Below are 23,569 nucleotides of genomic sequence, written 5' to 3'. Positions count from 1 at the left end.
AAATCTATCTAATATCATTTATAATTAATTATTTAGTTTATCTATCTAGCTGTTCTTACTGTTATTGTATCTCTTTTTGAAATTTCTCCATTAGAATACTTAGCAGCAACTTTAAAGTTATAAATTGTATGTCTGTTTAACTTTCCAACTGTAAATTCAGTTTGATCTGCTGAAACTTCTCCAACTTTCTTATTATCCTTATAGATTATATATCCATCTAATCCATAAGTATTTTCTGGTGAATCCCAAGCAAGACTTACACTCTTCTTTTGAACATCTACTGTTCTTAAGTTAGTAGGTGCTTCATTTTCTATTTTCATTTCTATTTCGCCAAAACCTGAATATGGAACTTCAATTCTTCTAGCCTTCTTGCCTTCTGATTTAACTTCTAATGTTAGTACTCCACCCTCTGGATTAATAGATATTCTATCTAAAATAGCTGTATCTCCCCCTTTGGCTACTGAAACACTAACCTTCTCTGGGAATATTGAATCCTTGTCATTAAATATGCTTACAATATCTCCAGCTTCTAAATCCTTTATTTTTAAAGTACCATAATTGTGATTTTCTCCATTCATTCCTGGTGCCTTGTAAGGAGTTAATTCAAATCTTTCTGGAACCTTTGAATATTCCCAATTTTCTCCTTCAAAAGCAGCACTCATTCTTAAACTTTCTCTCTTACCTTCTTCAACTGTTCCATAGTAAACTCTTCCACCATCTTCACCAAAATCTAATCCTTCAAATTTAGCTTCTCCATTAGAGTCTATAGTAGCTGTAGCAAAAGGAGTTTCATCATTTAATCCCTTATAAAGATTAACAGTTTGTCCTTCTTTACCTCTTGTAAATAATACAGAGTCATTATCCCCTTTATTATTTTTAGCATTTACAAATCTCATTGGAATCTCAGTTGTTTGATCTGTAAATGTTTCTTCATATAATTGGAACTCGTATATTCTTATAGCTGCCCAAGGTGAATTTCCTGAATTATCAATTCTCAGTCTTAGATGTTGTGCAACTATTGGATTTTCTAGATTTCTATCAGTAATAGCCTCCTCATTTCCAGTTACAACATCAACCTCTTGATAAGTTTGTCCTCCATCATATGAAACTTCTAAAGCAAAATCTCTTGTATTCATATCTTTTGCTTCTCCACCGGCTTCAGAATGTTTAACAACCCATCTTTGAATATTTTTTGGCTCTCCTAAGTCAATTGTTAACCAACCATCCTTAGCTCCAGCGGCACACCACTTACTATTATTATCTACTTTTCCATCAACGGCTTTAAGACCTGGTTCTGCAGCCCCCTCTGCACTAGTTTGAACTGATTTATATAAGGCAAGGTTTTCATAAACCTTTTTATCTGGAATTTGTGTAGCATCATGAGGAATTCCCCAATTAAATGTTACTCTCTTTCCTTCTCCTCTATTGTAATTTACATCTACAGGAACTACTTCAATGTCAAACTCCATTTCTTCTCCATATCTCTCAAACTCTTGAACATAGTAAGCATCATTTGGAGTTGCTCCCATAAGTTCTCTAGATCCGTCTGGCTTAATTCTATATATTTCATAGAATGCTAAATCATCTTCATTTCCTGATTCTAATCCATTCCAGTAAATTCTAGCCTCTGCACTATTTGAATTATGAACCATTGTTTCTTCTAAAATAACATCACTATTTTTTAACCCTTTATTATTTTCAGCAGTTTCTTCTATGGAGATTTGTCCTACATTTATCTTAAAGTTTTCAACATCTTGACCACTTTCAAACTTTAATGATATTGCAGAAATTGTTTTTCCAACATGGTCACCTAAAGGTATTTTAACCTCTGTCCATTCTCCATTACTATTTTTATTTACATCAAAGAATGTAAAGTTTTCTTCATCATAATTTTCTCCAAAACATAATCCTACTTTCATGTTTGGAGCTGATTCTGTTTTATAAACAATTGATAATTCTGTTGAGTTATTCTCTATATTTAAATCAGTACTATATAACTTAATATGGTTTGGATTTGCAGCCTCTAACTTACCTTCAACCTTTAATGAACTTCCTCCATTGTATGCAGTTTTAAAGTCAAAATCTGGAGTAAGTTTTGAACCATTTGATTCAACTATCCATCTCCAAGTTGGTAAATATTCTTGCATTGCTCTATTGTTCCACTCTTCATCCCTTGAAAGTGAACCATCTATATAATAATCTTCCCCATGTCCTAAATTAAAGTTTGTCACAAATGGTAAATCATTTATTGCTGATCTATCTGGAACATAGTTAGCTAATCCTGTCCAATCTTGCTCTGTATCTGATTTTGATGGATCTCCTGTTGGTCCTACCCAGAATTTTTGATCATGCTTATAGAAATCATAAACATCCTTAGCCATTGAGAATGTTGAGTTTGGAGTATACATAGCTAAAGAAAGTCTAAGCTTTCCATTCTCATCTAATAAGTAATCATCATTAAATGGAGTATTATATGCATTTTGTTGAACATCTAATCCTGCATAAACATCAAAAGGACTTCTTCCTAATGATTTAGCAGTATTAACTGTAGTCTCTATTTTTTCTGGAGTCCAATTATAATTTAAAAAGAATTCGTCAGTTGTTCTATTTTCTCCATTTTGGAAGAAAGCAGCATTCTTATCATTTAAAGCATCTTGCCACTTAACATTTCCATCAACAGTCATAGAATCATACCAACCTATAACCATATTTGGAGCTTTCTTTTTGATATACTCAAGCATTTCTACCATTCTATCTGCATCATCTTTTACACAGCCATAGGATTCTTGGTTAAAGAAATATCCATCAAATCCATAATATTCAGCTATTTCAATCATTTTGTCTGCAACTGGGAAGTTTCCATTCTTATCTTTTTGAAGGAATGCTCTTACTTGTTCAACATACCCTTCTCCTGGCCCCCATGGAAATCCTATTGTAGCTAAAACTGGAACACCATTTTTATGTGCATTATCAACTACATCCGGTGTTGGAAGTGCAAATATTCCTCTACTTGATCCTCCCCAATAAACATATGAATTTACATACTGCCAATATGAAAACACATAAGCATCCATTGAATCACTACCTTGTGATGGTGCTCTATCAACATATGGATTAGTTAGAGCAACATTCATTATTTTAGCTTCTGGATTAGCATTTTCATTTATAATGTCTCCCATAAACCTATCTTGAAGCTCAATGCTTGCTCTATTATACTTAGCATCTGGATCACTTTCCGGTGTCCAATTTAATAAAGTTTCAATGCTATAAACTTCTCCTAATGGTGCTAATGATTCTTTTTGATCATATGGCACATTTGGTGAAGCCTTAACTTCTAATCCTCTAAAACTAATTAATGATGTTGTTACTGATGCCATGCACAAAACCGCTAGCAAACGTTTACTCATAATGCCTCTTTTTCTCATTTCCCTTTTCCCCCTAAAATCTAGTGTTAATTTTATGACTTTATATTTATATTCGGTAAAATCATATAATATGACAAAAAAATAAAACTTTTTTTAGAAAAATTTTATTTTTTCAAATTCATTCCCTCTCTATTGGAAAATATTGTTCTAATATGTTTAAATTGGTTCAAAATAGTAATATAATTATAAATATATTATTGTTTAAATATTACTTGTTATTTAATATTCCTAAAATTAAATTTAAGTTTTTATTTAATATGTAGATTTATAACAAAGCAATATTGTTAGATTTAATCTTTATTAACTAAAAAATAATATTTCATATACGCTTATTTTTTATTGCTAAAGTTTTCTATAATAAAAGTTTAGTAATAAAAAGTAAGTGTGAAAGGAGAAAATATTATGGTTTTAATTCTTATTCTTATAGTTGGATTAATATTTTTATTTGTAGGTCTTTATGTATTTAAAAATAAGAAATTTAAACTTGGATATTATCTTTTCTACTTCAAAAGAATTGAAAACTACTATGATGTGAACCAAATAAAAAATAAAGATCATATTGCAGACTTAATAGGTATAACATTTATAATTATTGGTACCATTTTAGTTTTAACAGAGTGTGTATTTTTTGTTTTTAAATTTGAAGATGCTTATTTATTAATACCTCTTGTAGGTTGCTTTATATACTATGTATCAGAAATGTTTGAAATCAATAAAAAAATCAGTTAAGTAATATTTAAATAAGCAAAAATAGTTGCTTTTATTTAGCAACTATTTTTGTTATCCATCTATATTTCATATAATTTATATTAATATCAAATACTTTTCTATAATGTAATTACCTACAAAGAATTAGTAATACAATCTTTAAATGTTTTATTTAATAAACTTCACCAATAACTTTATTAATATATAACCCTCTATATTTTTAATTACAATCTACTTACTTAAATTATTTACAATACTATCTATAAGAAAGAAATAATAAAAATATATAATAAAGAACATAAAATTAAATAATTTGTAATTTAATATTCTTCTTAATCTTTTATAAAATCCACTTATAGCTACTACCCAATAAGGTCCTAATATTAAAAATGAAATTCCTATTTTCTTAATAATAGATATTTTTTCTTTTCCCATATCACTAAACCATATTGCAGCTAAATTGGTTCCCCATATAAAAATAATAAAAAGAACTATAGCTAAAATTAAAGTCCTTAAATTTCTCTTATTAAAAAATTCTTTATTAAACATTATTTTCTACTTTTCTTTCAAATATTATTTCATAAGCATAAGTAATATTAAGACCTGACTTTTCATTAATTGGAGTAACAATCTGCTTTAACCTCCATCCATTTTTAGCTTCTTCTTTTATAATATCTTTACATTTTTCAAAGGAGTCTCCTCTTTTGCACTTAAATGATTTGTCAACAGGCACATTTATAAATTTATATTCATACATATAACCTCTCCCCCTTTATTCTCTAAACCTATTTATACTATTTAAAATTATAAATATATATTATCCCCATAATTAACTCTACAAGTTTATCCTTGCCATCATAATTTCATCAGCATATTCTCCATTTTTCAAAGCTGACTTTACCTTTATTCCCTCTTCTTTAAATCCAAACTTCTTATATAAGTTTATTGCTTTATAATTATCCCTAAATACACACAATTCCAACCTTATAATATTAAGACTTTCGCTTAAATTTATTAACTTATCCATTAATAAACTTCCTATGCCTTTATTTTGATAATCACTATTGACCATTAATGTTATTACTCAAACATGTTTCTTTCTTAAATTGCCATGATTCATTAATATTCCTAATCCTATAACTTTTCCATTTTCTTCAGCAACATACCAGTACTGATTCTTGCCCCTATTTATAATCTTTTCCTTAATCAATTCCTCTTCCTCATCCTTATTGGACAATATATTCTCCATAACTCCAGGCATTTTTCTAATTTTACTAATTTCTTTATAATCTTCTATCTTAATATCTCTAATCCTTAAACTCATAAATTATCCTCTCTACTTTTTATAATAAGTCAATTTAAAAATTAATTAATATACTTATACCTTTATTTCATACTAATTAATAAATATACTTTTTAATATGTCTACATTTATAGATATTACACTCCATCTAAATTCCAATTTAAACCAATTAAATATTATTATATCATATTAAGTATTTCATTAATCATAAAAACTTTAATAAATAAAATAAATCTTAGAGAATATTCTCTAAGATTTATTTTTATTAAACTATACTTATACTATTATTAGAATTACATTTATATTTTAAAAATTATCATCTTAATTTTACAACATATCATAAGTTACACAAACTGGTCTTTTATTTCTTGGATCCTCTATAATTTCTGCATCTATATTAAACAGCTCTTTAAGATTTTCTTTTGTCATAACTTCGTATGCTGTACCTTGGCAAGCTATTTTTCCTGCTTTCATACCTATCATATAATCGGCAAATCTAGCAGCATTATTAAGTTCATGAATAACCATAACTATAGTTGTTCCATGATTCTCATTCAATTCCTTAAGTAAATTTAAAATCTCTAATTGATGGGCTAAATCTAAATAAGTTGTTGGCTCATCAAGTATTAATATATCTGTTTGCTGTGCTAAGGCCATAGCAATCCAAGCTCTTTGTCTTTGCCCTCCAGATAAGTCTTCTATGTCTCTTTCCCTAAATTCAATTAATCCTGTAACCTCTAAAGCCCATTGAATTATATTTTTGTCCTCTTTTTTTAATTTACCGAAACCTTTTTGATGAGGGAATCTTCCATAGGCTATTAGTTCTTCAACAGTAAGCCCATTAGGTGCTTGAGGACTTTGAGGTAAAACGGCCATAACCTTTGCTAACTCCTTAGCTCCCTGCTCTTTTATATTTTTTTCATTTATATATATTTCCCCACTTTTAGGAGTTAAAATTCTAGCTATTGTTTTTAGCACTGTAGATTTTCCACATCCATTTGCACCTATTATTGTAGTTATTTTCCCCTTTGGTATATTTAAGTTTAAATTTTTAACTATATCTAAACTTCCATATGAAATATTTAAATTATCAGTAGTTATACAATTCATAATTATCTCCTTCTACTTTCGTGAAAACTTTTAATTATAAGATTTTAAAATACTTGTTACTTTAATTCTTATCTCTTATTTAAAATAAATTTATCTAAGATGAAATTTAATTTTAATTGCCTTTTATTTATAAATATTAATTTATGCCTAGGTATATAAATATCTATTTTGATAACATTAAATAAACAAAATATGGAACTCCTATTATAGATACGATTATACCTACTGGCATTTCCATTGGTGCAATTAAATTTCTTGCTATAGTATCTGACACTAATAATATTAAACTTCCAATAAGGGCTGCTACAGGAATTAATTTTTTATGCTTTGGCCCTATTAATTTTCTTGCTATATGAGGAGATACTAAACCTAAAAAACCTATGCTACCTGCAACGGATGTAACTACCCCTGCTAATATAACTGCATATATAATTAGTTTTCTTCTTTCTTTTTCTACTTCAATCCCTATACCTGTGGCAACTTCGTCTCCTAAATTTAATCCGTCTAAATATCTTGATTTATATATAGTTAAAGCCATAAATATAATTATAAATGGTAATATTGCTAATACATATTTCCAACTTGCTCCCCATATGCTTCCTGATATCCAAGCCATAACTCTATTAAATTCTTGAGTGGTAAATCTTAACTGAAATATTGTTAATAAGGATGTAAAAGCTATATTTATACCTATACCTATTAATAATAGTCTTGATGAATTTATTCCATTCTTCCATGCTAATATGTATATTAAAAATGCTCCAAATATGGCTCCACTTAAAGCTACTATAGGCATAGTAAAAATAGTTAAATTGCTTACACCATCATATACATTTCCATTCATTATGTATATATAAACTACAACAAATAAAGCCGCTCCTGAATTTATTCCAAGTATTCCTGAATCAGCTAAATCATTTTTAGTAACCCCTTGCAGGATTGTACCTGCAGTTGCTAAAGCTGTTCCTACTAATATTCCTATGACTATTCTAGGAAGTCTAAGCTTAAATATAGCTATTTCATTACTTTTTGTACCTTGTCCAATTAAAGTTTTAATAACTTCTCCTGGCTCTATTGAAAGTGAACCCATGTTTAAACTTATTAAGAAGGTAATAAAAATTAAACCTATTAAAATTCCCGTTACCCATATAAATTTATAATTCTTTTTTATATTCATAAATTACTTACCTCCCTTTCTAACTAAGTATATAAACACTGGAACTCCTAATAAGGCAGTTAAAGATCCTATTGGTGTTTCATAAGGAGGGTTTATAATCCTTGCTAATATATCACTATACACTAATAAAACAGCACCTAATATCATTGAACTAGGTATTATATATCTATAATCTGAACCTACTATTCCTTTGCATATTTGAGGAATTATTAATCCTACAAAGACAATATTACCAGCTACCGAAACAGAAGCACCTGTTAGACATATAACTATTATTATGGATATAAATCTTACAAGATTGGTTTTTTGTCCAAGTCCTATGGCTACTTCTTCTCCTAAACTCAAAATTGTTATTCTAGGTGACATAATCATGGCCCCAATAAATGCTATTCCTCCAATTAAAGCTAATAAAATTACCCCTTCCCATTTAGCACTTAACAATCCACCTGATACCCAGAAACTTAACTGTTGAGATAAATTAAAATACATTGATATTCCCATTGCTAAGGATATAAGTAAAGTTCCTAAGGCTGTTCCTGCAAGAGATAACTTAACAGGATCAACTTTTCTAGATGCTCTAGAGCTTATAAAATATACTAAAAGACCACTTATACTTGCCCCTAAAAATGCAAAAATCATAAGAGCAAAGCTATTTATAACTAAATTAGGATATATTCTTTGTAAAACAAATGCTACAGCTATCATAAATGTAGCTCCTTGAGTTATACCCATTACAGAAGGTTCTGCAATTGGATTTCTAGTTATTCCTTGCATGATGGCACCAGCTACGGCTAAAAATCCTCCTACTAAAGCTGCTGCAAGTGCTCTAGGTATTCTTACATCCCTAATTATATTAGTATTTATATCTGCATCATTTGTAAAAATAGCATTTATTATCATAGAAAAATCAATTTCTTTTGCCCCTATAGATATAGATAGAATGATTCCACTAAGCAAAAGTAATAAACCTATAAACATTAATCCATAAGCCAAGGTCTTTTTCCTTCCTATTTTCATAAGTTGTCCTCCTTAAAGTATCACCAAAATTTCTATTTTAACTTAAATAGTGGGGCTGTATCTTTATATTTTGATACAGCCCCTACTAAAAATTTTAATTATTTTACAAGTTCATTTTTTATTGACTCTAATAAAAGTTCTCTTCCCATTGGGTTATAAGCTTGGCTAAAATATGGACTTACATCAAGTATTGTTACATTTCCATTCTTAACAGCTCTCATTTCATTCCAAACACTATTTGACTCTAAATCAGCCTTATCTGATTCTGTTCCTAAAACTATAATATGATCTGCATCTATTTCAGTAAGTCCTTCAAGTGTAACTGTAGGTAATGTTATGCTATCTTGTTCTGGCATTTTACTTGGTTGAGGTAATCCCATATCACTCTTTAAAATTGTGCCTATTCCACCTTCAGTAAATACCATGAATTGACCTGAAGAAGCTAAAACAGATAAATAAGTTCCATCACCATTTGCTTTCTTTATTTCTTCTCCAACTTCTTTTGCTTTTTTATAATAATTATCTAACCAATTTTGTGCTTCATCTTCTTGATCAAATAATTTTGCTACCTCTTTAAACTTAGCTTCCCAATCATTTGCATTATCATTAATTATAACTGTTGGAGCTATTTCTGCTAATTGATCATATATTTTCTCTTGTCTAGGTGACATTATTATTAAGTCTGGCTCTACTGATAATATCCCTTCTATATCAGCAGTATCCATCATAGAATGACCAACTATTTTTGTATCTTTTAACGTCTCAGCCATATATGCTGGTACTTGATCAGTTTTATATGAGTCTACATTTGCCGTAGCTACAGGAGTATGTCCTAATAAAACTAACTCTTCTGAACTTCCTGAAATGTCTACTATCTTTTTAGGATTAGCTGGTATCTCAACTTCTCCTTTTACAGATTGAACAATCCTTTTTTCATTACTAGTGTTGCCCTCTTCACTAGTTTTACTATTAGAACATCCTACAAACATTCCAACCGTAAGTGTTGCGATCCCTAAAATCGCTAATTTTTTAAGTCCTTTCATCTTTAGTCCTCCTAATTTCCTTATTAGATTACCAGCAACTTGCATCAATGATAATCATTTTCATATAAACATGATTTATTATATCATCAGATTCTGCCTAGTCAATATAATTATCAAAAATTTCACAACTCCAATTTTTACCTACATATTATTGTAATAGTTCCTTAACATTTAAATCATAATTATGTAAGTTATATATGAGATAATAAGCTTAAGGATAAAATTTATATTAATTCAAAGAATAAACATAGGAAGTGATTATTTGCTAAAGAAGAAAATTTTAGTTGGAATATCTATTTTAATAGGGCTACTTATCCTAGTCTTCCTTATTTTTGAAGTTTTTTTAACATATAAAATGATAAATTTTAAAGATATAAATCAACTTAAGGATGTAGAATATGAAATAATTTTAGGTGCAGGATTATATGGAGACAAGCCAAGTCCAATTTTACAAGAAAGGTTAGAGGAAGGCTTGAAATACTTAGAATTACACCCTAATACTAAAGTAATAGTTTCAGGTGGACAAGGAAGTAACGAGCCAATACCAGAATCTGAGGCTATGAAAAATTTTCTTGTTAATAAAGGAATTAATTCTAATAGAATTATAGAAGAAGATAAATCTAAATCAACCTTTCAAAATTTAGAATTCAGTAAAAAAATTCTTGAAGAAAGACATGCTGATAAAGATGAAGTGTTAATAGTAACAAGTGATTTTCATTTATTTAGAGCTAAGGAAATCGCAGATTACCTTAATATTAAAAATGAAGGACTTCCTTCAAAAACTCCTATATCTTTAAGAGTTCAATATATGGTTAGAGAGTTTCCTGCTATGATTAAATTACTTCTGCAAGAAGCTTTTCTAGATACAAAAGATATTGTTTAAAAAAATCAGCCAAATAAATATCAAGAGTACTCTTGATATTTATTTGGCTGATTTAAAATTCTCTATTTTCATATTTAATATATTTATTTCTGGACTATCACTATCTACTCTTTCAATTTTAGCTATAATATATTTTGCTCTTTCTATATCTCCTCTTTTTATAGCCTTATCTGCCTTACGTGAAAAATCATCTATTATACATTTTTTACAAACTTCTATTTCTTTATGACTATTTATTTTTAAATCATTTGAATCATCCTGAATTTCCCTAAAAACATCTATAGCTTCTGAATACCTTTTCATTTTTTTCCAATCTTAATCCTTGATCATAAAGTTCCTGCTGTTCTTTATGAAACTCTAAATTCTGTATCTTTTTACATATTACATTGGTCTTATTGTTCATAAGTTTAGCTTTTTCTAATAATACCTCTGCTGTCTTATATTCTTTATTTTCAATAGCTTTATTAGCATTTTCTATAATATTATTAAACCTTTCTTCTTTTAAACTTGTATAATGATTAGCTATTAATAAGCCTCCTAATCCTAGACATATAATAACTGATAAAATTGTAATAAATTTTTTCATGCAAATCTCCACCTTTAAAGCTACAAAATACATTTACATTTTATTCATCTTCATTATAACACCTATGAAAACGTTTGTATATAAAGAAATATTTATATACCCAACTAATATTTGATAGTATTTTAAATTCACTAAAGTTACTTTTTTATTCTTATATAAAATTAAATATAAAAATTTCTATTTAATCCTTTACTTATATTTACAAAAAGTTTATATTAGTATAGAGTTAGTTAACATTTTGTTCATTTTTGTAGCAATTTAAATTTAATGATAAGCTATTTCACATTCACTATTTACTTATATTAAGGAGTTGAAAAAATTGAATACAACAAACAAACTTAGAAATAATATCTCAACATTAATTATGATTGCTTTATCATTTTTAATAATCTACTTATTGCATGATATTTCAAAAGCTGTGGTTGGATTATTATGTGGAGGAAAAATAGAATTTAATCATGGCATAACAATAGTAAATGCTAATTATGGCAATTTTTCTTATGCCCTTAATCTTATACTAGGAATATCAATACCAGTATTATTTTTATTCGCACTAGTACTTATATTTAATAATTCATTAAGAAATGGCTTATATCATAAATTTACTCTTATATTTTTTATGTGTTCAGTATTAAGCATTTCAGTATGCTTAATTTTCTATCCATTGGTATCATTATTTACTGATCTTGGATTACATACTGAACTAGACGAATTAATAGAAGTAACAGGACTAAGCCCATTAGTCGTATTAGTACTCTCCTTATTAATAACAACTTTATTAGTAAAAATAGCTTCTAAGAAAAACTTATTTAAAAATTTATAAGGTTCTAGATAAAAATTTTTAAAACTTATTTTAAGTATCTAAACTTATCTAAAAAAATATATAGTTATTATTTTATTAAAGTATAAAAAAGATTGTATTAAAAACTTTGAATAATAAAACTTATAATTTATAAAAATATATTTAAAAGTTTTATAAAGTAAATTAATACAATCTTTTTTCATTTATATTTTTATTTATTCTTTCTTTTTACAGATTCTAAGTAATATATTAACTTTGGCTAGGCTCTTAATCACTTTTTAATTATTAATATTAACCTTTTATCTTTATTACTTATTACTTATTATTCTTTTTCTTTTCAAGCATTATGTTAAGTATAGTATCATCAACATTTTTAAAGCCATTTTGTATTAAAGTTTCTATACTTTCAATTGTTTCTTCTACATCTTTTGCTACTATTCCATCATTGGCTGTTGCTGATATGCCATTTATAGCCAAGTTTGCACATTGTATTGCAGCATTAGTTCCTGTGGCAATCTTTAAAGCACAGGTTTCCTTTGCTCCATCACATATCATACCTGAAAGATCTGAAATCATATTATTTATACAATAATTTATATTTTCTAAATTTCCTCCAAGAAGATAAGTTATTCCACAGGAAGCCCCTGTTGCCCCTGCTATTCCTGCACCGCATAGAGGAGAAAGTCTTCCCATGTGTTTTTTTATTCTTATTGTAACTAAATTACTTAAAACTAAAGCTCTTGCTAATTCCTCTTCAGACTTATCTAAAAGTCTAGCAGTTTGAGCTACTGGTATTGAACAAGCTATTCCTTGATTTCCACTTCCTGCAGTGGTCATTATAGGCATTGCACACCCATCCATTCTTGCATCTGAGGCTGCTGCTGAGGCTGCAATTATCTTATTAGATGCATCATTAGAAAATAAATTAAAATTACCCTTTTGAATTATTTTACTTCCAACTTGAAGTCCATAATCTCCTTTTAATCCTTCTTCTGATACCTTTTCATTCATTTTTGCACTTTCTAAAATAAATTTTATGTCATCAAAATCTGCCTCTTTAGCAAAGTTATATATATCTGCTATCTTAAATAATTTATAGTCTTCCTCTAAATCTTCACTTACCTCACTATTATTGTCCATTATTATTTCATCATCACATTCAATTAAAGTTACATTAGTATGAGTATCCTCTATAATAACTTTAGATTTTGAAGTTTCAGATAAAAGTTCTACCTCTATATAAAGAGCTTTATTGGTATTTTTTTGCTTTATATTTATTATATTTTCATCTACAATTTCCTTAGCTTTTTTAAGTTCATCCTCTGTGAAATTAGATAATATAGTTAATTTTTTATAGGATTTTTGAATTGAGATTCCTAAAGCTGCTGCTATTTCTATTCCAACTCCTAAGGCATTTTTTATTACGTTTTTACTTAAATAAATATTTACTTCTTTTATTTCTCCCTTTAAATGTTCTGCTGCTATAGATGCTGCATAAGCTATTGCTATTGGCTCTGTACAGCCTTCTGATGGTACTACTTCCTTTTTTAATGTTTTTAAATATAACTCTCTCATCTTCTCACCTTCTTATAAATTCCTTTATATTTTTATTATAACACCATATCTCACCTCGTGTAATCATTTACAAGAAAATTTCAAATTTATTTATTATAATGTTTTAATTACACGTTTAATTATTGCTTACAAAACACATTAGAACTATAGTTATTTTATCCTTTCTAAATATAAATAAAAAGAGTAAAAATTATAAAATATAATACATTCTAAAATTCTTACTCTTTTTTTAATTTATTAAATATTAAAGCTTTTTATAAACTTTAAATGCAAAGGGCTTTAAGTCTATATCTTCTTTTAAGAGTTCAATTTTTTCTTCAAATAAATCATTAATCTTATTATTTTTAAGCTCCTTAGGTAAATATATCTTTTCTTCATTCTCTGAATTGTTCATAATTATAAATATATTTTCCTTTGAATAAATAAGTATATTTTCATCCTTATTAGCTCTTATCCAATTATTATCTAATAAATTTAATTCCTTATTTTCTTTTCTTATTTTTATTATTTGTTTCATAAACTTAAGCATATCTTTGTCTTGTTTATTTTCATCCCAAATCATACATCTTCTATGGAATTCCATACCCATTCCTTGATTTCCTTCCATACCAACTTCATCTCCATAATATATACATGGAGAACCAGCTTGAGTAAACATAAACAGATAAGCTAGTTTCATCTTATCCTTATTTCCTCCAGCTACAGTTAATATTCTTGGAGTATCATGACTATCTAACAAGTTAAATATTGTTTCTCCTATTTGTCTTAAATAGCTAACCTTATTAGCTTCTATCATATATTTAAAATCTTCTGGATTAGATTGATTTAAACAAAAATATTCTTTTACTGCATCTGTAACAGGGTAATTCATAACTGAATCAAACTGATCTCCCATAAGCCATGGAAGTCCATCATGCCAAACTTCTCCTAATATATAAACTTCTTTATTAGTTCCCTTTACTACTTCCCTAAATTTTCTCCAAAATACATGGTCTACTTCATTACATACATCAAGTCTCCAACCATCTATATCCATTTCTTCAACCCAGAACTTAGCGACTTTTAATAAATATTCTACAACCTCTGGGTTTTCAGTATTTAGTTTAGGCATTGTGGCTATTCTTCCAAAGGTTTCATAATTCAAATTATTTCCATCAACATTTTCTAAGCCATTTTCAAGCACTGGGAACTTCTTTATACAAAACCAATCCTTATATCTTGATTTTTCATTATTCTTTAATACATCTTGCCATTTTGGTGAAAAATAACCTATATGATTAAATACTGCATCTAACATTATTTTCATGCCTCTTTTGTGAGCTTCACTTACAAGTTTTTTAAAGACTTCATTCCCACCAAGTGCTGGATCTACTTTAAAATAATCTATGGTTTCATACCTATGATTCTCAGTAGCTTCAAATACTGGACAAAAATATAGTCCATTAATTCCAAGATCGCATAAGTAATCTAATTTATCTAAAACTCCCTGTAAATCTCCTCCCATAAAATTATCCCTAGTAGGCTCTGTCCCCCATGGCTCAACATTTTCTGGATCTATTGATTTATCTCCATTGCAAAATCTATCTGGGAATATTTGATACCAAACAGTATCCTTTACCCATTGTGGTGTTTTAGCAACATCTATGGCATTTAAATATGGAAAACAATAAAAGTTTCCTATAGCACTTAATTTTTCTTCATCATACTTTCCATCTAACTCCTCTATTCTTTTTTCTGTGCATAAAAGAGTTTCCTCATCTCCATATAATATAAATCCATATCTTGAACGTTTGGTTAATGGTTTATACTCAACTATCCAGTGATCAAAGTATTTTGTTTCGCATTCCTTTCTCATAGGATAACTTTTTCCACCTGTCCATCGTCCTCCAGTGGCATTCATATTTCCTCCATCACAACCACCTTCATCCCATATGTAAGGATCTCCAATTCTTATTTCCACTTTATTAACTTCACCTTTTTTAGTCTTAACTCTTAAATGCAAAGTTTCATTATCATATCCATAGGAATAATTGCTTTGAGCTATATGATGTATTGCCTCTCTTGTAATTTTACCCATAAATTTAACCCTCCATAATATTATAATCATAAATTATTACAAACAATTTTGGTAACGGTACCAAAACAAATCAAAAAAATATTAATATGTATATCTTCTCTGTATGTAATTATAATCCCCTTTATGAAAACGTTCAATATTTTTTAACATTTTTATTATAAATTCCTAGAAAGGTTTTAAATTTTATATTTAAATGAAATTAAAAATTACTATAAGATTTTGTTTTAGGTAAGTGTTTAGTTTAGATATATAATTACTATCTAAACCAAACACTACTTTAAATCATATCTTGTTTATAAGAATTCTTTTATACATTTTATATATTTAGCAGAATGAGAATCACTTCCTAAAACCATAGGTATGCATTTCTCAATTGCCATTTCTAGAACTTTTCCTTCTATATAGAATTCATTACACTCTTTTTTTCTTAAACCTGCAATGTTAAAATCAAGTTCATATCCTTTTTCTTTTATAAGATCTAGTATTTCCTCTATCTTTGAAATATGTTTTTCGTAGTTATATGGAAATTCCTTATTAAACCTTCTTACTAGATTTAAGTGTCCTATTCTTTTTGGTTTGTATGGTCCTAAATCACTTTTTAAAGCCATAATTAATGTATCGTAATATTTATTATATACTTCCTCTAAAGAACCTAAATCATCTATGATTTTTTTAAATTCCTTTTCGCTAAAATCTATACAATAATATCTTTTATTTCCTTTTATCATATGAACGGATAAAATTCCATCATTTAAGTATTTGCCATATTTATTTAAAAGCAATTCTGTTTCAATCTCGTAACCTTCTATATAGTCTACTTCTACTCCAATATTTACTTTTATCTTATCCTTATATTTTTCCTGTAACTCATGTCCCTCTTTTAAATAGGATTCCATTTCTTCTAATTTCATAGCACTATCTTTCAAAGGCGAAGGATCAATAAAATTTTCAGGAAGAGGAAGGTGCTCAGTAAAACTTATTTCATCTAACTTATATTTTATAGCTTCTTCAATATAATCTTCAATATTATCATCACTACCATGAGGGCAATATTTTGTATGGACATGACCATCTTTATTTTTAAAGTTATATTCTCTAATCATATTATTAAAAAATCTATATCCTCCCTTTTCTCTATTTTTTACTTTATACATAGCCTTATCAGAATTTCTCATAAGTACTTCTATTTTTTCTCCATCCTCTGGAAATATTGTTATCCCTATGGATGAGTCAATATTACATGTAACATCTCCTATTTTTATTCTTTTTCTTAAGGAGTTTTGAATATCTTTAACTATTTTTTCAATTTCTTCTCTATCACTTATATCCTTTAATATAGCTGCGAATTCATCTCCACCTATTCTTCCTAGAATATCGCCCTTCCTTAAACATTTGTATATTCTTTTAACTGCACAAACTAGAACTTCATCCCCTACATCATGTCCATAATTATCATTTATTTCCTTAAACCAATCTAAATCTATAAAAAGAACTGCAAACTTCTTGTCCATCTTTTTGCTTTCATTTATAGTATTTCTGAAAGATTTAAAAAATAATCTCATATTAGGAATATTAGTTAATTCATCATAATTAGCCATTCTGTCTAACTCTATTTCCATTTCTTTTCTCTTTGTAATATCTTCTCTTGAACCTACTATGAAAACTCCATCATCCTCATCAACAATAGGAAGTAGTTTCGTTAAGAACACTCTTTTCTTCCCATTTAAAAACAAATCATCTTCAAATACAACTACTCTTTTACCTTCTATACAATTTTTATAATAATTACAGAATCTTTTCCCAAGCTCTTCCCCAAACACATCCTTTGGAGTTTTATTTATAATCTCTTCTCCTTTAAGTCCAAATTCCTGAAGATATGCATTGTTATTTCTTACATATTTAAAATTTCCATCTTTAAGCATTTCAACTAAAAATAATGCATCTTGAGTTCCATTAAAAACTATATAATATTGTTTTAATAAGCTTTTTATATTCTTTATAGCCTCATATAGGGTATTTTTTCTTTTACAATTGCCACATAAATTTTCTATAATCTTCAATTCATTTTCTATCTTAATACTTAAGATATCCATTTTTAATTCTCTATTTTCTTTGCCTTCTTTATAGTAAATTTCATCCACAACCTCTTCTAAATAGTAGTTTTTCATATCTTACCCTCACTTGTGAAGTATGTTATTTAATAATAATATTAAATAAGTTTTAATGTTTCGATAAAAAATTAACATTTTATCCATATACAGTATATAATATTAATTAAATAATTTCTATCTTATTAATTATAAAAATACTAAAATTATCCTTTATATTAATTTTAATACTATTTATTCCTATCATATATCCATTATAATTCCATTTTCTTTTAACCACATTTTTTGTTCTTTATAATTTGGAATAATTTTTGAAACAAAATTCCAATAATTTTTTGAATGATCCTTATGAACCATATGTGTCATTTCATGAACAACTATATAATCAACTACTTTTAAAGGTGCCATGATGCATCTCCAATTAAAAAGTAAATCATTATAATATGTACAGCTACCCCATCTTCTTTTTTGCTCTTTAACCTTTATACTTCTAGGCTTTACAGAATAAAACTTCAAATAATGCTCAACTCTATCTTTAATTATTCTTAACCCTTCCTCCCTATACCATAATTCAATTGCTTTTCTTAATCTTTCCTTATTATATTCTCTCATACAAACCACTAATTCTTTTCCTATTATCCTAACAGAAATCCTCTTTAAAAATGGACTAAACTTTATTTTTAATGAATATTCATTTCCTAAATACATAAATAAATCTCCATCTTTATAGTTTTTTTCAACTTTTTTAGAATTACGCTTGTAAGCCTCTTCTCTCTTTTCAAGAATCCATTTTCCTTTTTCCATAACCTGACTAATAATTACTTCCTCTGAAATGCCCATAGGGGCTCTTACTTTTACTTCTCCCTCAGCGGAAATCTCTATGCTCATAGTTTTTCTTTTACTTAATATTAATTCAAAATCTATAATTTTATTTTCATATTGAAATTTTAATATCATAAAAACCTCTCTGTAATTTTTCACATTTTAACAAAGTTAATTATACCAAATAATGCTATTTTAATTTTATTTCTGTATAAAAAATCATATAAATAAAAAATGCTTCACAAAATTGTGAAGCATTTTTTTATATTTCTTTATTCTCTTCCATAATTCTTACTATACCAGCCATACAAAATACTATAGCTTCTGTCATTCCTAATGAAAAAGCTAAAGACATTCCTATGTTTATAATATACTTTATAAATGAAGTATTTAAAACCTCTGTATTAATTACATTTAAAGCAACTAATACCATACCTAATATAATTATTATACTTGTACCGTATTTAAACATTTTTGTGTAGATTCTACTAAAATACTTAAGTCCTTTAATTCTATCAGTAAAACTTTTAATACCATCTGTTAAAGTTAATCCACGCTTTTTTAAATCCCATATATGGTATCCTAAAGCAAAAATTGTCCATAAAAGAGCAATTCCTGCAAGTACTGATTCTTCTATATCACTACTTGCCCTTCTTATCATAAGTATATAATCAATCATTACCAAAATAGTAATAATCTCAATCTTTAGTTTTCTCTCGTAACTCTTCATGCTCCCCTCCAAATCTTTTAAATCCTATATAAATATTATCAATTTAAAGTTTCTTTGTAAATAAGTTTTAAACTGTTAGCTATATATACTTTAATTTATCCTTTTTAACTAAATCATAAAGTTCTAAATTAAAACTTTTTTTCATAAAATAAAATAATATGCAATTTAAAGTTAATAATATAACTCTCTTATTTTACAATATACTATTAACTTAATCATAACAAACCTTTTTAAAACTCCCATTTTAAAATTTTTCAAATTATTTAAGGAAGTGACTATTACTATGGATTTATTAGTATTTTGCTCAGTGATTCTTTGTTATTGCATAATCCTATTAACTGTATCATGATATAAAAATAAATTTATATAAATAAAATCATATTAATATTAAACTTTATAAAATTATAAAAACCTATAATAACTATAAATAAATCAAATAAGTGAATTTATTTTAGTCTAAACTAAAAAATGATATACTTTAGGAAAGATTCTTAAAGTGAGGTGAATATTTATGTTTACAATTAATAATTTCGCTTTTGATTCTATAAAAAAATTAGATGAATTAAAATTATATAACTGTTTAGATATAAGATCCTATAAGAAAAATAGAAAAGTGATTATAGAAAAACTTGAAAATACTTTTAATGTATATGAAGATGGCTATGAAAAAAGAGAATTCCTTAATATTTCAAAAGAAGAGTTAAAAAAACTTTTAAGAACCATAGAAAAAATTGAATTTCCTAGAAGCAATAAACTTAGGGTATATGTTTTAGAAACAAAAGATCAAAGTGCTTGTAGAGCAAACTATAGAGATGAAAGTATTTCTGAAGATGAAGAAGAAAAGCTTTCTATCTTCATAGAAACATCGTATAGTTCATATGAAGCAATAAAAAGCTTAATTGAAAGCAGTAATGATTTAATTATAGAAGTAAACTTTGCTCAAAATGTAACCATAAAATCAAAAGTTTCAACTGAAACATACTTAACTTTAAAAAACTACTTAAAAGATAGACAAGATACCAATATCTTTGCATATTAGTTTGTATTATAAATTATTAAAATAGGAAATAAAATATTATTTTAAGCTTTACCTATATTTTTAATCCCAATGTAATAAAAAACTCCATCCTAAATATACATAGGACGAAGTTAAAATTCCTCATTTCTACCTATATCTTTAATTTTTTAATGCAGGTAGTAAAGTTTTCACAAATTCTAAATTATTAAAATCATGCTCTTTTATATAATTTAATAAGTCAATTAAATAAGTTTTATGATGTTCTACAACCTTTGAGAAACACTGAATAAATCTTACTACTTCTTCTTTTGAAAGAGCTTTATCTAAGGTCTCTTTATTTTTCTTATGATATATATACATACCAACTAAATAAAATCTTATAAATGTATATCTTATAAGCAACATAATATAGCTATCAAATATTGATTCTCTCTCACAGAATGGGAATAAATTGCTATAAATAAAATTAACTATGTAATTTTCAAATATATAACTATTTTCTTCTATAAATTCTTTTTCATATTCTTCAAAAGCCTTTATATACATTTGAGCATTTTTAGCTAAATAATTTTCTTCATCTAAATTAAGCCCAATTTTAACTTCCTTTGAGTATTCCTTAAATCTATCACTATCTATATCTTTTTCTACCCTAAGCATAGTAAGTAATTTCTTAAAGAAATCAACTTGAATAATATAATTCATATAGTTTTCTTCGTATGAATCTTTAATAGTATCTATATCATATTCCCTTATAAAACTTAAAGTATTATGGTAATTATACTCATACTCATCCTCTAAAGCATTTATAAATTCACCTAATATGTAAAGCCTTTTATCTAATGAAAACTTTCTATTTTTCATTATCTTTATACTAGTCTCTCTAATTTCCTTAAGAAACTCTACTGGAAGATAGGCCTCTTCACTTAGTTTAGTATTAACCTCACTTGATACTATATGTTTCCCTAAGTCTTCATCACTTTCTGAAAACTCAATACCATCCTTCTTAAGTAAAAGTATTCTAGCTGCCTCTGGACATGCTACAGCAAGAGACATTTCATAAATTCCATCAATCTTATTAGTTACCCTAGGAAATGATGTACAAACATTTGAAAGATACTCTTCTCCAAGATTAGAATGGATAACACAGTAGTTATCACACTTTAAAAATGGACATCTTTTATTTTCCCCTAGCTTCACTTTAGCAAAATCAATTTCATCACATTGACACCTCTTATTTTTAATAAGATTGCTTTTAAGTATATTCTTCATATCACTATCACTTACACTTTCATATTGCTGAAAAGTAAACTTATCAATATCAACATCCCAGCCTATGCAACAGCTATCTTCACATTCTCCCCCAATACACTTAAACTCTTTAAGATATATTGGATATCTCATTTTAATATTCTTCATTATATACTTCCCTCTTAGATAAAATAATTTAATTCACTTAATTATTTTATCACACCATATTATCCCATTGAAAATTTAAATTAAAGCTTTTTATATTAAAGACTATTATAAGTAAATTTTCAAAATCAAATATAAAAGTGAAATCTCTATAGGAATTTAATTAGTGTAAGTTAATAAAATTCTTTAATTTTTTTAATCATACTTTCTTTATTTTCCTTTAATTGAGGTATTCTATTTACATTTGCACCTGATGGATGTGGAAATCCCTTAAGTATTTGTCTCTCACTTATAAAGCCCTCTTCCTTAAGCTTAAATAGTACTTCCTCAACTGCTTTTCCTAAAGGTATTAATAATATATTTTCAAAATCATCTAAACTCTTAATTTCCTCAATAAAGTTCTCATAAACATACTTCATTAAAAAATCACTCTTTATAAGTTTAGGAGTATGTCCTGTATAATTTGCTTTCTTAAGAAAAACAGAGTAAGGAATTAAAGATACCGTATGTAATAAATAATCCTTTTCTCCAAAAAGCTCTCCACAATCATTTATTTTTAAAGCCTTATTAAGCTCTATCTCATTTAACATACTAATTATATTTTTTCTTAAGGTTCCACTAAAACGTCCTGCCACCTTGCATTTATATTGAATATCTTTAATATTATTACCAAGTTCTAATTCTTTTCTTGCTGTAGCTATAGCTGTACTCATTTGATTAAAACCTGGAGTTATACCAATTATAAACACTTTAGCCTTAGGATTTATATATTCATTATGTGGAGCATAATAAATTTCAATATTCCCCTCTTTATCAACAAGAAAATCATCTGTTAAAAGTTCTTCTTTTGTATATTTATCTTTTAAAGGTAGTTTTTTAATTGCTTCTTCATAATCATATAAAGTCTTTTTCATATTAACATCTCCAAATAATATTCTTATAAAATAAATATAGTCATAATATAATCTTAATTCAACATATATTATTGTTTATTTTTATATAAAAATTTATTTTTTGTAACTTTTGTGTAGTTTCTTTTTAAAATAAACTATGTATAATTAATTTTAAATTTTATGTACAAGCATCATAAAATTTTATAAATATAACTTAAGAAGAAATTATTAAGGAGAACCATATATGAATTTTTGGAATGACATTTTTAACTCTATTAATGGGTTAGCAGGAAAAAATCACTTATTAGATTCAATTATGCTTTTTAGTTCAAAAAGACTTCCCTATATTCTTTTTGCTACAGTAATTGTTGTTTATTTAATAGGAATTATAAGTAAAAATAAAAAAGCTAGAGGAATAGCTGTAGACACCATTGTGTTTACTGGAATTAATTTAATTCTAGCCGTTATTGTAGGTCACTTTTTTTATGCTCCAAGACCTTTTGTAAATGATCCTAATGCAAAGCTATTATATCCACACAAGCCAGATTCATCTTTTCCAAGTGGTCATTCAGTTGGTAGCATGAGTATAGCTTTAGGATTAAATAGATATAATAAAGCGCTTGGAACAATTTGCGTAATTTTATCTATATTAATGGGAATTTCTAGAGTATATGTTGGACACCATTATCCTCAACACGTTGTTGCTTCATTCTTAATTGTAATTATACTAAACGTACTTTACATAAAATTCTTAAGTAAAAGCGTTCAAAAACTTTATTTTTCAATTGAAAAACATATACCAATTTTAAATAAATTAGTTAAATAATCTAAAACTCTAAAGTTTAAATAAAAGCTAATTTTTAAGTGAATTTTAATTTG

At 27.0% G+C, this 23,569-nt stretch carries 23 protein-coding genes; 5 read left to right on the top strand and 18 right to left on the bottom strand.

Annotated elements, in window-relative coordinates; genetic code table 11:
• Positions 1 to 41: 41 nt before the first annotated feature.
• The gene (locus GOM42_RS04425; protein ID WP_252597714.1) at positions 42 to 3,425 is read right to left on the bottom strand and encodes a discoidin domain-containing protein; all 3,384 of its coding nucleotides are present in this window, start codon (positions 3,423 to 3,425) and stop codon (positions 42 to 44) included.
• Positions 3,426 to 3,827: 402 nt separating this feature from the next.
• On the opposite strand from GOM42_RS04425, the gene GOM42_RS04420 reads away from it, so the two are divergent.
• Positions 3,828 to 4,154, top strand: coding sequence for a hypothetical protein (locus GOM42_RS04420; protein ID WP_003449181.1), 327 nt, complete (start codon positions 3,828 to 3,830; stop codon positions 4,152 to 4,154).
• Between the two features lie 210 nt (positions 4,155 to 4,364).
• Here the strand turns inward: GOM42_RS04420 and GOM42_RS04415 are convergent, their stop codons facing one another.
• The 8 genes from GOM42_RS04415 to GOM42_RS04380 all read right to left on the bottom strand — a co-directional run bounded on the left by GOM42_RS04415 (position 4,365) and on the right by GOM42_RS04380 (position 9,783).
• Positions 4,365 to 4,682 carry a hypothetical protein gene (locus GOM42_RS04415; RefSeq protein WP_070956490.1) on the bottom strand — a complete coding sequence of 106 codons (318 nt, stop codon included), beginning with the start codon at positions 4,680 to 4,682 and terminating at the stop codon, positions 4,365 to 4,367.
• Positions 4,675 to 4,890: a DUF4177 domain-containing protein gene (locus tag GOM42_RS04410; protein ID WP_070956489.1), complete on the bottom strand. Its 216-nt coding sequence runs from the start codon at positions 4,888 to 4,890 to the stop codon at positions 4,675 to 4,677. Before GOM42_RS04410 ends, GOM42_RS04415 begins: the two co-directional genes overlap by 8 nt.
• A gap of 78 nt (positions 4,891 to 4,968) precedes the next feature.
• On the bottom strand, positions 4,969 to 5,205 hold the full coding sequence (locus GOM42_RS04405; RefSeq protein WP_225899490.1) for a GNAT family N-acetyltransferase: 237 nt from the start codon (positions 5,203 to 5,205) through the stop codon (positions 4,969 to 4,971).
• A gap of 12 nt (positions 5,206 to 5,217) precedes the next feature.
• On the bottom strand, positions 5,218 to 5,457 hold the full coding sequence (locus tag GOM42_RS04400) for a hypothetical protein (protein ID WP_225899491.1): 240 nt from the start codon (positions 5,455 to 5,457) through the stop codon (positions 5,218 to 5,220).
• Positions 5,458 to 5,763: 306 nt separating this feature from the next.
• Entirely contained in the window at positions 5,764 to 6,546 is a 783-nt protein-coding gene (locus GOM42_RS04395; protein WP_011591856.1) for an ABC transporter ATP-binding protein, read from the bottom strand.
• Between the two features lie 163 nt (positions 6,547 to 6,709).
• A complete protein-coding gene (locus GOM42_RS04390) occupies positions 6,710 to 7,723 on the bottom strand; it encodes an iron ABC transporter permease (protein ID WP_078233453.1) in 1,014 nt (337 codons plus the stop codon).
• Positions 7,724 to 7,726: 3 nt separating this feature from the next.
• Positions 7,727 to 8,740 (bottom strand): iron ABC transporter permease, encoded by a 1,014-nt coding sequence (locus GOM42_RS04385; RefSeq protein ID WP_003466752.1) that lies wholly within the window; start codon positions 8,738 to 8,740, stop codon positions 7,727 to 7,729.
• A 98-nt stretch (positions 8,741 to 8,838) separates the two neighbouring features.
• The gene (locus GOM42_RS04380) at positions 8,839 to 9,783 is read right to left on the bottom strand and encodes an iron-hydroxamate ABC transporter substrate-binding protein (RefSeq protein ID WP_078233452.1); all 945 of its coding nucleotides are present in this window, start codon (positions 9,781 to 9,783) and stop codon (positions 8,839 to 8,841) included.
• 262 nt (positions 9,784 to 10,045) lie between these two features.
• On the opposite strand from GOM42_RS04380, the gene GOM42_RS04375 reads away from it, so the two are divergent.
• On the top strand, positions 10,046 to 10,666 hold the full coding sequence (locus GOM42_RS04375) for a YdcF family protein (protein ID WP_042262351.1): 621 nt from the start codon (positions 10,046 to 10,048) through the stop codon (positions 10,664 to 10,666).
• Positions 10,667 to 10,705: 39 nt separating this feature from the next.
• Here GOM42_RS04375 and GOM42_RS04370 read toward each other — a convergent pair whose 3' ends face one another.
• Both GOM42_RS04370 and GOM42_RS04365 read right to left on the bottom strand, forming a co-directional pair.
• Positions 10,706 to 10,969 carry a hypothetical protein gene (locus GOM42_RS04370; protein WP_236906578.1) on the bottom strand — a complete coding sequence of 88 codons (264 nt, stop codon included), beginning with the start codon at positions 10,967 to 10,969 and terminating at the stop codon, positions 10,706 to 10,708.
• Entirely contained in the window at positions 10,935 to 11,252 is a 318-nt protein-coding gene (locus GOM42_RS04365; RefSeq protein ID WP_236906576.1) for a YdgA family protein, read from the bottom strand. Before GOM42_RS04365 ends, GOM42_RS04370 begins: the two co-directional genes overlap by 35 nt.
• A 319-nt stretch (positions 11,253 to 11,571) precedes the next feature.
• Here GOM42_RS04365 and GOM42_RS04360 point away from each other — a divergent pair, with 319 nt between their 5' ends.
• The gene (locus tag GOM42_RS04360; protein WP_003466491.1) at positions 11,572 to 12,075 is read left to right on the top strand and encodes a hypothetical protein; all 504 of its coding nucleotides are present in this window, start codon (positions 11,572 to 11,574) and stop codon (positions 12,073 to 12,075) included.
• A gap of 294 nt (positions 12,076 to 12,369) precedes the next feature.
• On the opposite strand, the gene GOM42_RS04355 is transcribed toward GOM42_RS04360, so the two are convergent.
• From GOM42_RS04355 to GOM42_RS04335, 5 genes are all read right to left on the bottom strand, one after another.
• Positions 12,370 to 13,629: an L-serine ammonia-lyase, iron-sulfur-dependent, subunit alpha gene (locus GOM42_RS04355; RefSeq protein ID WP_110077322.1), complete on the bottom strand. Its 1,260-nt coding sequence runs from the start codon at positions 13,627 to 13,629 to the stop codon at positions 12,370 to 12,372.
• A 244-nt stretch (positions 13,630 to 13,873) separates the two neighbouring features.
• Positions 13,874 to 15,706 (bottom strand): glycoside hydrolase family 13 protein, encoded by a 1,833-nt coding sequence (locus tag GOM42_RS04350; RefSeq protein WP_078233451.1) that lies wholly within the window; start codon positions 15,704 to 15,706, stop codon positions 13,874 to 13,876.
• Between the two features lie 293 nt (positions 15,707 to 15,999).
• Positions 16,000 to 17,874: a histidinol-phosphatase HisJ gene (hisJ, locus tag GOM42_RS04345; RefSeq protein WP_078233450.1), complete on the bottom strand. Its 1,875-nt coding sequence runs from the start codon at positions 17,872 to 17,874 to the stop codon at positions 16,000 to 16,002.
• Between the two features lie 183 nt (positions 17,875 to 18,057).
• Positions 18,058 to 18,771 carry a SprT family zinc-dependent metalloprotease gene (locus GOM42_RS04340; RefSeq protein WP_078233449.1) on the bottom strand — a complete coding sequence of 238 codons (714 nt, stop codon included), beginning with the start codon at positions 18,769 to 18,771 and terminating at the stop codon, positions 18,058 to 18,060.
• Positions 18,772 to 18,898: 127 nt separating this feature from the next.
• Entirely contained in the window at positions 18,899 to 19,366 is a 468-nt protein-coding gene (locus GOM42_RS04335; RefSeq protein WP_003449275.1) for a hypothetical protein, read from the bottom strand.
• Positions 19,367 to 19,877: 511 nt separating this feature from the next.
• Here GOM42_RS04335 and GOM42_RS04330 point away from each other — a divergent pair.
• The gene (locus GOM42_RS04330) at positions 19,878 to 20,405 is read left to right on the top strand and encodes a hypothetical protein (protein ID WP_078233448.1); all 528 of its coding nucleotides are present in this window, start codon (positions 19,878 to 19,880) and stop codon (positions 20,403 to 20,405) included.
• 138 nt (positions 20,406 to 20,543) lie between these two features.
• Here the strand turns inward: GOM42_RS04330 and fliB are convergent, their stop codons facing one another.
• Entirely contained in the window at positions 20,544 to 21,800 is a 1,257-nt protein-coding gene (gene fliB / locus GOM42_RS04325; RefSeq protein ID WP_078233447.1) for a flagellin lysine-N-methylase, read from the bottom strand.
• A gap of 170 nt (positions 21,801 to 21,970) precedes the next feature.
• On the bottom strand, positions 21,971 to 22,711 hold the full coding sequence (locus tag GOM42_RS04320; RefSeq protein ID WP_057230942.1) for a hypothetical protein: 741 nt from the start codon (positions 22,709 to 22,711) through the stop codon (positions 21,971 to 21,973).
• 223 nt (positions 22,712 to 22,934) lie between these two features.
• Here GOM42_RS04320 and GOM42_RS04315 point away from each other — a divergent pair, with 223 nt between their 5' ends.
• Complete coding sequence (locus tag GOM42_RS04315; protein ID WP_011590373.1) at positions 22,935 to 23,516, top strand: phosphatase PAP2 family protein; 582 nt, start codon at positions 22,935 to 22,937, stop codon at positions 23,514 to 23,516.
• The last annotated feature ends 53 nt before the right edge of the window (positions 23,517 to 23,569 follow it).

It is taken from the genome of Clostridium sp. 16K-1-R1, from assembly GCF_023921145.1.
Lineage (GTDB): Bacteria > Bacillota > Clostridia > Clostridiales > Clostridiaceae > Sarcina > Sarcina perfringens.
This window is presented reverse-complemented; position numbering and strand designations above follow the sequence as displayed.